Source organism: Burkholderia sp. AU31652 (assembly GCF_002223155.1).
In the GTDB taxonomy this organism is placed as follows: domain Bacteria; phylum Pseudomonadota; class Gammaproteobacteria; order Burkholderiales; family Burkholderiaceae; genus Burkholderia.
In genome coordinates this window covers 138,366-151,280 of the sequence record NZ_NKFG01000007.1, presented here as the reverse complement: position 1 = coordinate 151,280, position 12,915 = coordinate 138,366, and the positions used below count along the sequence as shown (strand labels likewise).

9 protein-coding genes are annotated in these 12,915 nt (G+C 68.0%); 4 read left to right on the top strand and 5 right to left on the bottom strand.

The annotated features are described in order from the left end of the window. The first annotated feature begins 29 nt into the window (after positions 1-29). The 3 genes from CFB40_RS32625 (at position 30) to CFB40_RS32615 (ending at position 6,177) form a co-directional block, all read left to right on the top strand. A complete protein-coding gene (locus CFB40_RS32625; RefSeq protein WP_089433638.1) occupies positions 30-299 on the top strand; it encodes a hypothetical protein in 270 nt (89 codons plus the stop codon). A 622-nt stretch (positions 300-921) separates the two neighbouring features. Further along, the gene (locus CFB40_RS32620) at positions 922-3,771 is read left to right on the top strand and encodes an ATP-dependent Clp protease ATP-binding subunit (RefSeq protein ID WP_089433637.1); all 2,850 of its coding nucleotides are present in this window, start codon (positions 922-924) and stop codon (positions 3,769-3,771) included. A 126-nt stretch (positions 3,772-3,897) separates the two neighbouring features. Next, complete coding sequence (locus CFB40_RS32615) at positions 3,898-6,177, top strand: FdhF/YdeP family oxidoreductase (protein ID WP_089433636.1); 2,280 nt, start codon at positions 3,898-3,900, stop codon at positions 6,175-6,177. A gap of 108 nt (positions 6,178-6,285) precedes the next feature. Here CFB40_RS32615 and CFB40_RS32610 read toward each other — a convergent pair whose 3' ends face one another. Then, positions 6,286-7,707: a purine-cytosine permease family protein gene (locus CFB40_RS32610; protein ID WP_089429590.1), complete on the bottom strand. Its 1,422-nt coding sequence runs from the start codon at positions 7,705-7,707 to the stop codon at positions 6,286-6,288. A 399-nt stretch (positions 7,708-8,106) separates the two neighbouring features. Here CFB40_RS32610 and CFB40_RS32605 point away from each other — a divergent pair, with 399 nt between their 5' ends. After that, entirely contained in the window at positions 8,107-9,030 is a 924-nt protein-coding gene (locus CFB40_RS32605; protein ID WP_089429589.1) for a LysR substrate-binding domain-containing protein, read from the top strand. A gap of 81 nt (positions 9,031-9,111) precedes the next feature. Here CFB40_RS32605 and argE read toward each other — a convergent pair whose 3' ends face one another. The 4 genes from argE to CFB40_RS32585 all read right to left on the bottom strand — a co-directional run bounded on the left by argE (position 9,112) and on the right by CFB40_RS32585 (position 12,825). Beyond that, positions 9,112-10,275: an acetylornithine deacetylase gene (gene argE, locus CFB40_RS32600; RefSeq protein ID WP_089433635.1), complete on the bottom strand. Its 1,164-nt coding sequence runs from the start codon at positions 10,273-10,275 to the stop codon at positions 9,112-9,114. Then, positions 10,268-10,945, bottom strand: coding sequence for a DUF1028 domain-containing protein (locus CFB40_RS32595; protein WP_089429587.1), 678 nt, complete (start codon positions 10,943-10,945; stop codon positions 10,268-10,270). The genes argE and CFB40_RS32595 overlap by 8 nt, the downstream gene beginning before the upstream one ends. An 8-nt stretch (positions 10,946-10,953) precedes the next feature. Next, positions 10,954-11,391, bottom strand: coding sequence for a RidA family protein (locus tag CFB40_RS32590; RefSeq protein WP_089433634.1), 438 nt, complete (start codon positions 11,389-11,391; stop codon positions 10,954-10,956). 75 nt (positions 11,392-11,466) lie between these two features. Continuing rightward, positions 11,467-12,825 carry a flavin-containing monooxygenase gene (locus tag CFB40_RS32585; RefSeq protein WP_089433633.1) on the bottom strand — a complete coding sequence of 453 codons (1,359 nt, stop codon included), beginning with the start codon at positions 12,823-12,825 and terminating at the stop codon, positions 11,467-11,469. Positions 12,826-12,915 lie beyond the last annotated feature (90 nt).

Sequence of the window (12,915 nt, the reverse complement as noted above, 5' to 3'; positions counted from 1 at the left end):
GATCAAACCCATCTTGCATGGAGTGTGTGATGAGCGAGTCGAATGAGGCATTGCAGGCGCTGCAGGCGTCGGTCGACCACCTGAAGCAGGCGGTCGACGCGAACGCGAGCAGCCAGGCCGGCGACACCGCCGTGCTGTTCACCGTCTTGTCGCTGGTCCTGGCGGAGTTGCCGCCCGACACGCGCAACCTGATCGAGGATTCGTTCTCCGTCTGGGCCAATGGCCTGCCGGATGCGGCACTGTCGAAGGACGTGAAGCGGATCGCCCGGCAGCGGCTGGCGATGCCCCTCCCGGACTGACCGCGGCACGCCACGGTTGCGACGTGTCCGGCCCGGACCGTGCAACCCGCCCTCGCCAGCGGCCGCCCCACACGCATCGTCTGCGGTGCGTGCGTGGTGGCGCTTGGCCGCTCGCGGCACGCGCCCCGTGCCGCGCTTGCGTCGCGCCGCCCCATCCGTGCTGCCTTTGATCCCCCGATAACCGGCGCCCTGCGCGCCGATGTCGCACCGCGATCCGTTCGCGCGCCGCCCGCTTCCGCTTCCTGTCATCACACGCTACGCACGCCGCGCACGCCCGTGGCGCCGTGCGCCCGCCCGTCTGTACTCCTTGCCGCCCGTGCGCGCGCGCATGCGAGGGTGCAATTCACGGCCGGGCCGGTGCAGAACTGTGCCTTGGATAGCCTCCGCCGATTCGCTATTTTGAACGCAGTCGAAGCGATGCCGTGGGCTCCTCCCGGCACGCACGCTTGCCGTCCTGACCGCGACCGTGCACGACGCCGACGCGCGCTGCGTGACAGCACCGGTGCCGCCCGCGCGCCGCCGTGCCGCGTGTCGTGCGTTCGCGGTCGGCATGCGCCCAAGCGCCGCACCGCATCGGGACTTCACCCTTCGACCCACTTTCACCGACAGGAGCCAGACCACCATGCCCGCACTTTGCGATATCTGCCACGCGCGGCCGGCCGTCGCGCGCGCAACCGTGATGCAGGACGGCGAGCGCAAGACGATCTCGATCTGCGATTACCACTTCCGTCAGCTGATGCGGCATCAGAGCATGCTGAACCCGTTCGATTCGCTGCTCGGCGGTGGCGGCTCGTCGTCGCTGTTCGGCGGGCTCGACGACGAATCGCCGCTCGCCGCCGAGATTCCGCGCGAATCGGTCGATCCGACCGACGCATTCAGCGAGCAGACGCTGGAGCTGCTGCAACGCGCGGCCGAGAAGGCGCACGAGCTGCGCCGCAGCGAGCTCGATTCCGAACACCTGCTGTACGCGCTCGCGGACACCGACGTGTGCGCCGCGCTGCTGAAGGAACTGAAGCTGTCGCCGGAGGACATCAAGTCGTACATCGACGCGCATGCGCACACCGGCACGGCCGATCCCGATGCGCCGCTCGACAAGCTGTCGATCTCGCCGCGCGTGAAGAAGGCCGTGCAGTACGCGTTCCAGGCGTCGCGCGATCTCGGCCACTCGTACATCGGCCCCGAGCACCTGCTGATCGGGCTCGCGTCGGTGCCGGACAGCGTCGCCGGCACGCTGCTGAAGAAATACGGCGTGACGCCCGAGGCGCTGCGCCAGAAGGTCGTGAAGGTGGTCGGCAAAGGCGCCGAGGACGGCCGCGTCGATGCGCCGACCGGCACGCCGAACCTCGACAAGTTCGGCCGCGACCTCACCGCGATCGCGCGCCAGGGCAAGCTCGACCCGGTGCTCGGCCGCGCGCAGGAAATCGAGAGCACGATCGAGGTGCTCGCACGTCGCAAGAAGAACAACCCGGTGCTGATCGGCGAGCCGGGCGTCGGCAAGACGGCGATCGTCGAAGGGCTCGCGCAGCGGATCGTCAACGGCGACGTGCCCGAGGTGCTGCGCGACAAGCGGCTCGTCGAAGTCAACATCAACTCGATGGTGGCCGGCGCGAAGTATCGCGGCGAGTTCGAGGAGCGCGCGAAGCAGCTGATCGACGAAGTCACGGCGAAGCAGGACGAACTGATCCTGTTCATCGACGAGCTGCACACGATCGTCGGTGCCGGCCAGGGCGGCGGCGAAGGCGGCCTCGACATCGCGAACGTGCTGAAGCCCGCGCTCGCGCGCGGCGAGCTGAGCCTGATCGGCGCGACGACGCTCAACGAATACCAGAAGTACATCGAGAAGGATGCCGCGCTCGAACGGCGCTTCCAGCCGGTGTTCGTGCCGGAGCCGAGCGTCGAGCAGACGATCGTGATCCTGCGCGGGTTGCGCGACAGCCTCGAGGCGCACCACCAGGTGACGTTCGCCGACGACGCGTTCGTCGCGGCCGCGGAATTCGCCGATCGCTACATCACGTCGCGCTTCCTCCCCGACAAGGCGATCGACCTGATCGACCAGGCCGCCGCGCGCGTGCGGATCGGCGCGACCTCGCGCCCGGTCGACATCCAGGAAGGCGAAGCGCAGATCGCGCAACTGAAGCGCGAGCAGGACTACGCCACGTCGCGCAAGCGCTTCGACGAAGCGAAGCAGTTCGAGGAGCAGATCAACGCGAAGCAGAAATCCGTCGACGAGATGATGGAGGCGTGGCAGCGCAAGACGGGCTCCGAAACGCTCGAGGTCACCGTCGAATCGGTGGCCGAGGTCGTGTCGCGGCTCACCGGCATCCCGGTTTCCGAACTCACGCAGGAAGAACGCCAGAAGCTGCTGAAGATGGAAGAGCAGCTGCGCGAGCGCGTGGTCGGCCAGAGCGACGCGGTGGTGGCCGTCAGCGATGCCGTGCGGCTGTCGCGCGCGGGGCTCGGCCAGACGCACCGTCCGATCGCGACGTTCCTGTTCCTCGGGCCGACGGGCGTCGGCAAGACCGAACTCGCAAAGGCGCTGGCCGAGACCGTGTTCGGCGACGAGCAGGCGATCATCCGCATCGACATGTCCGAGTACATGGAGCGGCACGCGGTCGCGCGGCTGATCGGCGCGCCGCCCGGCTACGTCGGCTACGACGAAGGCGGCCAGCTCACCGAGCGCGTGCGGCGCCGCCCATACAGCGTGATCCTGCTCGACGAGATCGAGAAGGCGCATCCGGACGTCTACAACGTGCTGCTGCAGGTGTTCGACGACGGCCGCCTGACCGACGGCAAGGGCCGCGTGGTCGACTTCAGCAACACGATCATCATCGCGACGAGCAACCTCGGCGCCGCGATCATCATGGACAACCTCACGCAACCGGAAGCCGCGCGCAAGACCGACAAGGCGATCCGCGAGGAACTGATGCAGGTGCTGAAGGGCCATTTCCGCCCCGAGTTCCTGAACCGGATCGACGAGGTGATCGTCTTCCACGCGCTGTCGAAGGAGAACATCCGCGCGATCGTGCAGATCCAGCTCGACCGCGTGGTGCGCACCGCCGCCGCGCAGGACATCACGCTCGTGATGGGCGATTCGCTCGTCGAGCACCTGACCGAAGCCGGCTACCAGCCGGAGTTCGGCGCACGCGAGCTGAAGCGCCAGATCCGCCAGACCATCGAGACCCGGCTCGCGAAGGAGATCCTCGCCGACCGGCTGAAGTCGGGCGACCGGTGCGAGGTCGACTACGACAAGGCCAGCGACGAAGTGAAGTTCACCAAGCTCGCCGCGCCTGAAGCGAAGGAGACCAAGGACGCGAAGAAGGACGCCGACGGCAAGGCGAAACCGAACGGCAAGGCGGCCAAGGCCACCGACGATGCGAAGACGGGCGACACGCCCGCCGACGCACCGCCGCCCGCGCCTGCCGCGAAAGCGTCCGGCAAGAAGTCGTCGGGCGCGAAGAAGGACGCGCACTGAAAAACAGCATGCCCCGCACGCCCGGGGCATGCATGACCGGCTCCGTCCACCGGACGGAGCCGCCCCACGCCGCGACACGGCGCAAACCGAGCCGCCCGCACCGGGTAAGGCTGATGGAGATTCAACATGACAAATCGACGCGAAGTGCCAGGCATCAGGAAGTACGACGGGCCCGCCGGTGGTTGGGGCGCGCTTCGCGCGACAGCCGATGCGGTGCGCACGCAAATGGAAACCATCGAGGCGCCGATCGTGCTGATGCGGACCAACCAGCCCGACGGCTTCGACTGCCCCGGCTGCGCCTGGCCCGACAAGGAACACAAGTCGACGTTCCAGTTCTGCGAGAACGGCGCGAAGGCCGTCACGTGGGAAGCGACGACCAAGCGCGTGACGCCCGAGTTCTTCGCGGCGAACACCGTGTCGTCGCTGCTGCGCATGTCGGACTACGAACTGGAGAACATGGGCCGGCTCACGCATCCGCTCGTCTACGATCGCGCGACCGACACGTTCCGCGCGATCGAATGGGACGACGCGTTCGCGCGCATCGGCGAAGTGCTGCGCGCGCTGCCGCCCGACCAGGTCGAGTTCTATACGTCGGGCCGCGCGTCGAACGAAGCCGCGTACCTGTACCAGCTGTTCGCGCGCGAGCTCGGCACCAACAACTTCCCCGACTGCTCGAACATGTGCCACGAACCGACCAGCGTCGGCCTGCCGCAGTCGATCGGCATCGGCAAGGGCACCGTATCGCTGGAGGATTTCGACCACTGCGAGCTGATCATCTCGATCGGCCACAACCCCGGCACGAACCACCCGCGGATGATGGGCACGCTGCACGAGTGCGCGCGCCGCAACGTGCCGATCATCGTGTTCAACCCGCTGCGCGAGCGCGCGCTCGAACGCTTCGCCGATCCGCAGGACATGATCGAGATGGCGTCGTTCGGCTCGACCCGGATCGCATCGACGTACTACCAGGTCGACGCCGGCGGCGACGCGGCCGCGCTGAAGGGCATCATGAAGGCGCTGCTGCAGCTCGAAGCCGAGCGCGGCGACGTGCTCGACCGCGACTTCATCGCACAGCACACCAACGGCTTCGACGCGTTCTCGGCCGACCTCGAGGCCACGTCGTGGGACGACATCGAGCGCGCGAGCGGGCTCAGCCAGGCGCAGCTCGAACAGGTCGCGCTCGCGTATGCGAAGTCGAACGCGACCATCGTCACGTACGGGATGGGCGTCACGCAGCACAACAAGGGCACCGCAACCGTGCGCCTGATCGCCGACCTGCTGCTGATGCGCGGCAACATCGGCAAGCCCGGTGCCGGCGTGTGCCCGCTGCGCGGCCACTCGAACGTGCAGGGCAACCGCACGGTCGGCATCACCGAGAAGCCGTCGGCCGAGTTCCTGAAGAAGATCGAGGACGTGTGCGGCTTCACGCCGCCCGCGCATCACGGGCATGACGCCGTGCAGGCGATGCAGGCAATGATCGACGGCACCGCGAAGGCGCTGCTGTGCCTCGGCGGCAACTTCGCGGTCGCGCTGCCCGATCCGGAACAGTCGTTCCCGGCGATGGCGAAGCTCGACCTGAGCGTGCATCTCGGCACCAAGCTGAACCGCTCGCACCTGCTGGTCGCAAAGGAAACCTTCGTCCTGCCGGTGCTCGGCCGCACCGAGCTCGACATGCAGGCCACCGGCCGGCAGTCGATCACCGTCGAGGATTCGATGTCGATGGTTCACGCGTCGGCCGGCAAGCTCAAGCCTGCGTCCGACCAGCTGCGCTCGGAGCCGGCGATCGTCGCGGGCATCGCGCATGCGACGCTGCCGGCCAGCAAGGTCGCGTGGCTCGACCTGATCGCCGACTACGACCGCATCCGCGACCTGATCGACAAAACGGTATCCGGCTTCGAGGCGTTCAACGAGCGCATCCGCACGCCGGGCGGCTTCCGCCTGCCGCTGCCGCCCACCGAGCGCGTGTGGCCGACGCCGACCGGCAAGGCGATGTTCTCGGTCTACAAGGGCGTGAAGGAAGATGCCGACGTGCTCGGCGCCGAGCAGGTGCTGCGGCTGATCACGCTGCGCAGCCACGACCAGTACAACACGACGATCTACGGGCTCGACGACCGCTATCGCGGCGTGTTCGGCCGGCGCGACGTGCTGTTCATGAACCCTGCCGATCTCGCGAAGTACGGGCTCGAACACGGCGACCTCGTCGACATCGAGACGGTCACCGCATCGGGTCGCGCGCTGCGCCTCGAGAAGATCACCGCGATCGAGTACGACATCGCGCCGGGGTCGGTCGGCGCGTACTACCCGGAAGCGAACGTGCTCGTGCCGCTCGACTACATCGACAAGGAAAGCGGCACGCCGTCGTACAAGTCGGTGCCGGTGCGCGTCGCGCGCTCGGCGGTGGTCTGACCGACTGACGGGCCGGCTCGCGGCGCACACGCTATCGCGAGCGGGCCCGACCTCCTCCACGGGCCACCGTGTCTCGACGGATGCGATGGCCCCCTTCCTTCCCCGTCGTTACCGCGCCGCCGTCGGCGGCATCGTCGCGCCCGTCTGCCGGCGCCGGTACGCGCTGTCGCGCGTCGCGAGCCAGTAGTACAGCGGCGACGTCAGCACGAGCCCCACCAGCCACGACAGGTCCGCGCCACCGAGATGCGCGGGAATCGGGCCCGCATACATCGGCGTGTTCATGAACGGAATCTGCACGAGGATGCCGATCGCATACGCGAGCAGCGCCTGCGGGTTGAAGCGGCCGTAGATCCCGCCATCGACCATGAAGATCGACTTGATGTCGTACTTGCCCTTGTGAATCACGTAGAAGTCGATCAGGTTGATCGCCGTCCACGGCACCAGCACGACGAGCAGCGCGAGCACGAGATCGACGAGGTTGCCGACGAAGTTCGTCGACGCACCGATCGCCGCGTAGCAGCACGCGACGAAAATCACGACCGACACCACCGCGCGTGCCTTCGCGGTCGGAATCCACTTGTATGCGAACGTCTGCACCGACGTGATCACCGCGAGCACCGCGCCGTACAGGTTCAGCGCGTTGTGGCTGATCACGCTGAGCAGGAACAGCACGAGCATCAGCGGGCCGAGCGGGCCCGTCGCCTGCTTGACCGCATCCATCGCGTCCGCGCCGGCCGGCACCGCGAGCACCGCGACCGCGCCGAAGATGAACGCGAGCGTCGAGCCGATCGTGCAGCCGAGATAGGTCGCCCAGAACGTCGACGCCACGCCGACGTTTTCCGGCAGATAGCGCGAATAGTCCGACACGTACGGCGCGAACGCGATCTGCCACAACGCCGACAGCGACACCGTCGCGAGCCAGCCGGCGAAGTTGAAGCCGCCGCGCGTCAGGAAATCGTCGGTCGTCACGTGCGTGAGGATCATCCAGAAGCCGACCAGGATGCCGATGCCAAGCACCCACGTGCCGATCCGGTTCAGGATGTGGATGAACCGGTAGCCGACGATCCCGATCAGCCCCGAGCCCACCGCGCCGATCACGATGCCGACGGGCACCGGCACCGACGATGCGATGCCGTGCACCGACTTGCCGGCCAGCACGATGTTCGACGCGAAGAAGCCGACGTACATCACGGCCGCGATCACGGTCACGAGCAGCGCGCCCCACGAGCCGAACTGCGCGCGGCTCTGGATCATCTGCGGGATGCCCATCTGCGGCCCCTGCGCCGAATGCAGCGCCATCAGCACGCCGCCGACCGCCTGGCCGACGACGATCGCGACGATGCCCCACATCAGGTTCAGGTGGAAGAGCTGCACGCCGAGCGCGCCGGTCACGATCGGCAGCGGCGCGATGTTGCCGCCGAACCAGAGCGTGAACAGGTCGCGCACCTTGCCGTGGCGCTCCGCGGGCGGCACGTAGCCGATCGTGTGCTTCTCTATCATCGGGGACGCGTTGCGGTCCACGTTCGTCATGGTGATGTCTCCTGTCCTGCGCGGCGATGCGCGCTTGCCGTGTCAGCCGGCGCGCGTTGGGGGGCGCGCCGGCAATCGGGTCCGGATACGCGAGCGACGACGCGCCGCGTGCACGCGCGGCGGGTCGAGCGAAGCGGACGATGCGCATGCGGGGGCGGGGGCGGATGCCATGTCCCGCCGGTGCGTGCGCGGCCGCTTCGTTTGCTTCTTGATCCAGGTTGGAGACGATGGTGCGCCACGACCCGCGCGACCGGAAAATACTAAAAATATTTCCGGGACATACGAAAAAGCTCTGCAGCGGACATTTCGGCGCCGGGGGGCTTTCAGGTAAGGTGCTACGCAAACCATGGACAGATTGCGCCCGCGGCGGCACGCCGGGGCCGTGCATCAGAGGTGCTTGTGGCTCACTACACTTTGCGGCAACTGAAATACTTCGTGACGACGGTGGAATCCGGCAGCGTCGCCGAGGCGTCGCGCCAGCTGTTCATCGCGCAGCCGTCGATCTCCAGCGCGATCAAGGGTCTGGAGGAAAGCTTCGGCGTGAAGCTGTTCATCCGCCATCACGCGCAGGGCGTGTCGCTGACGCCGAGCGGCACGCGCTTCTACCGGAAGGCGCAGGAACTGCTGCGCATCGCGCACGAATTCGAACAGAACGCGCTCGCCGACAACGACGTGGTCACCGGGCAGATCGACATCGGCTGCTTCGAGACGGTCGCGCCGCTCTATCTGCCGCAACTGATCGCGGGCTTTCGCGAGCGCTACCCGGGCGTGAACATCCGGCTGCGCGACGGCGACCAGCAGGAACTCGTGCAGGGCCTGACGTCCGGCACGTTCGATCTCGCGCTGATGTACGACCACGATCTCGACGGCACGATCGAGACCGAGCCGCTGATGCCGCCGCAGCAGCCGTACGTGCTGCTGCCGGAGAACCACCGGTTCGCGGGCCAGACGCACGTGTCGTTGCGCGACCTCTGTGTCGAGCCGATGATCCTGCTCGACGTGCAGCCGAGCCGCACGTATTTCGTCAGCCTCTTTCACGAACTCGGGCTCACGCCGAACATCGTGTTCGGATCGCCGTCGATCGAGATGGTGCGCGGGATGGTCGGCCAGGGGTTCGGCTTCTCGCTGCTCGTCACGCGCCCGCATTCCGAATACACGTACGACGGCCAGCGCGTCGTGACGATCGGCCTCAGCGAGACGGTGAGCCCGTCGGGGCTCGTGAGTGCACGGCTGAAGCGCGGGCAACTCACGAAGCAGGCGCAGTCGTTCGTCGATTTTTGCCGCGAGCGGCTCGCGCAGATCGTCGCGGAAACGGTGCGATAAGGAACCTGAAGGAACCGGAAGGAACACGAAAGCGCACGCGCCGCGGGAGGCGGTGCGTGCGTGTCGGTCAGGCGCGCCGCGTCAGGCGGCTGCGGAAAGATGGGCGGCCAGCCGCCCCAGCATCGCGTCGCAGCCGTGGAGCTGGTCGAGCGTGACGAACTCGTCGGGCTTGTGCCCCTGGTCCATGCTGCCGGGCCCGCACACCACGGTCGGAATGCCGGCTTGCCCGAACAGCCCGCCCTCGGTGCCGAACGCCACCGTGCCGAACGCATCGGAGCCGCTCAGCATCGCGAGCAGGCGCGCGGCCTCGCTGTCCGGCGCGGTCGCAAGGCCCGGATACGCGCCCAGCGGCTGCAGTTGAATGTCGGTATCGGGCTGCACCGCACGCATTCTCGGCAACAGTTCGGATTCCGCATAGTCCTGCAGCTTTCTCGGTACGTCGTGCGCATCGAAATCCGGCAGCGCCCGCACCTCGAAATCGAACTCGCATTCGGCCGGCACGATGTTCAGCGCGCGGCCGCCCTTGATCAGCCCCGTCTGCACGGTCGAGAACGGCGGATCGAATCGTTCGTCGTGCCGTTCCGGCCGCGCGAGCGCTGCGCCGATCTCGCCGAGCCGGCCGATCAGCTTCGCCGCATAGTCGATCGCGTTGACGCCCGACGGCGCGTACGCCGAGTGGCAAGCAGCGCCCTTGACATGGCAGCGCATCGCGAGCTTGCCCTTGTGACCGAGCACCGGCTTCAGCTCGGTCGGCTCGCCGATCAGGCACAGGCGCGGCCGGTGCGCGCGTGCAGCCAGTGCATCGAGCATCGGCCGCACGCCGAGGCAGCCGACTTCCTCGTCGTACGAGAACGCGAGATGCACGGGCATGCCCAGCGGCCGGGCGACGAACGCCGGCACGGCCGCGAGCACCGACGCGATGAAGCCCTTCATGTCGGCCGTGCCGCGGCCGTACAGGCGGCCGTCGCGCTCGGTCAGCCGGAACGGCTCGACCGTCCACGCCTGCCCGTCGACCGGCACCACGTCGGTATGGCCCGACAGCGCGATGCCGCCGCGATCGCGCGGCCCGATCGTCGCGTACAGGCTCGCCTTCGTCCGTTCCGCGTTGTAGAACAATTCGCTCTCGACGCCGAAGCCCGCGAGATAGTCGTGGATGAACGCGACCATCTCGAGGTTCGACTCGCGGCTGACCGTCGCGAAACCGATCAGCCGTTCCAGCAATGCGCGGCTCGACGTGTCATTCATCGCCCGGCACTCCGTAGCTCGGCGCGGCGGTGGGGTTCAGCGCGCGCGTCTGGTAGTCCTGCATCTGCGGCCGATACGCCTGCCACAGCGCATCGAGCTGCCCGATCGGATCGGTGTCGGCCCAGTCGACACGCAGGTCGACGATCGGCCAGGTCACGTCACCGGCCACCTTCAGCGCGGCCGAATGCACCGGCCCCGCCTCGCCGCCGGCCGCCATCGCCGCGTGCATCGCGGCCAGCAGGCGATCGGCGAGCAGGCCGGGCGCCTGTTCGAAGGCACGCGCCATCGCGTCGATCACGGCCGGCGCGGCCAGCAGGTTGCCCGCCGCCACGCATTGCTCGCCCTGCACCGCGTGATGCGTGCCGAGCGCTTCCTTGCCGGTGAAGCACGCCGTCTGCCCCTGCCCGTCGATCACCGTGACCTGCCGGTACTGGCTCCAGCCGTTCGCGCTGAGCGCGCGATCGAGCGCCGCGGCGGGCGCGAGCTGCTCGTGCTCGATCAGGTCGAGGATCTGGGGCCCAAGCGCCGGCAGCGTGATGTTCTGCGTCGCGACGGCGCCGACGCCCGCGCGCACCCACGGGCAGCGCGCGCCCACCGCGATGCTCGACGAGCTGATCGCGATGCCGAGCTGGCCCGTCTCCGGGCAACGCCCGACGATGGAGAAAGTCATGTCGCCTCCTACGCGCGGTTCGGCTGCCAGTTGTCCGGGATCACGGCGATCACGTCGATTTCCATCAGCCACTGCGGCTGGCCGAGCGCCGACACGACGAGCCCCGTCGAGATCGGATACACGCCCTTCAGCCACTTGCCGACTTCCTGGTACACCGGCTCGCGATAGCGCGGGTCGATCAGGTAGGTCGTCGTCTTCACGATGTGCGTGAGGTCGCTGCCGGCTTCCTCCAGCAGCTGCTTGACGTTCTTCATCGCCTGCTCGGCCTGCGCGCGCGGATCGCCGAGACCGGTCAGCCTGCCGTCGAAATCGGTGCCGACCTGGCCGCGCACGTAGACGGTGTTGCCGGCTCGCACAGCCTGGCACAGGTCGTTGTCGAGCGTCTGGTTCGGGTAGGTATCCTTCGTGTTGAACATGCGGATACGGGTATGGGTGGGTTGGCTCATCGGAATCCTTCAGTCGTCAGGGGTCACGCCGCCGCACCGGAAGCAGACGCGGTGCGGCACGCGGCGGGGGTTCGGTCAGTTCACCGTATCGGCGAGCGGCTGCGTATCGGCGTGCGGCTGCGCGTCGGCGTGCGGCGCGGCGCCGTCCTGCTCCGCGTGCGAAGTCGAGCGGCGCTGCGATGCGTCGTGGTACTCGAGGTAGGTGCGCTGGATCGCGATGTGGTCGGCGATGTGCCGCGCGTCGTGCCACACGCCCCAGATGAAGCTGGAGCCGCGCCGCGACAGCCACGGCAGCCCGAGGAAATAGATGCCCGGCTCCTTCGACACACCGCGCTGGTGCTGCGGCTTGCCGTTGTCGGCGAACGCGTCGACCTTCAGCCAGCCGTAGTCGACCGCGTAGCCGGTCGCCCAGATGATCGACGTGACACCCGCGCCGGCAAGGTCGAGCGCGAGGATCGGATGCGCGACGCAGTCGGGGTTCGGCAGGATGCGGCGGGCTTCCGGCTCTTCCGGCAGGTCGAGACCGTTGCGCGCCGCATAGGCGTCGGCCGCGTCGAGCAGCGACAGGTAGTTCTCGTCGCCGCGTGCGAGATTGATCGCCAGATCGCGTTCGAACACGGCCACGCCGCCGTCGAACGACTTCGTCAGCCCGACGAGCGTCACGCCCTGGTTCGCGAGCTTGCGGAAATCCACCGTGTGGCCGCCGCGCGCGCCGCTCACCGCGATCGTCACGTGCTCACGGCCGGGCGTCGCGACTTCCTTGTCCCATTCGCCGAGCACGCCGAGCCACCAGCAGAAATCGCGGCCGCGATACGCACGCGGCGGCCGATCGTGCGGGCCGACCGACAGGTAGACCTGCCGGCCCGCGCGCTGCAGCTCGTCGGCGATCTGCACGCCCGACGACCCCGCGCCGACCACCAGCACCGCCCCTTCCGGAAGCTGCGCCGGGTTGCGATAGTCGGCGGAATGAATCTGCACGAGGCGGGCGTCGTCCGGCGCGATCGGCGGAATCACCGGGCGCTGGAACGGCCCGGTCGCGACGACCACGCGGTTCGCCTCGATCGTGCCGTCGGACGTCTCGACGATGAAACCCGGCTTGCCGGCATTGCGCACGACCTGCTTCACCTCGACGCCGGTGCGGATCGGCGCGTTGAACTTGCGCGCATACGCTTCGAAGTAGTCGGCGACCTGGTCTTTCGTTGCGAACGCATCGGGATCGAGGCCGTCGAATTCGAGGCCGGGGAAGCGGTCGTGCCATGCGGGGCCGTTCGCGACCAGCGAATCCCAGCGCCCGGTGCGCCAGCGTTCGGCGATGCGGCTGCGCTCCAGCACGAGATGCGGTACGCCCAGCTTGCCCAGGTGCTCGCTCATGGCCACGCCGGCCTGACCGGCGCCGACGACGAGCGTATCGATTGAGGTTGTTTCGACTGCCACGGCTGTCTCCTTCGGAAGTGCGGCTCGGCGCGACGTTCGGGCTGTCGCGTGAGTTGGAATGGAGACATTCTGCTGATGCGCAGGCGTAGG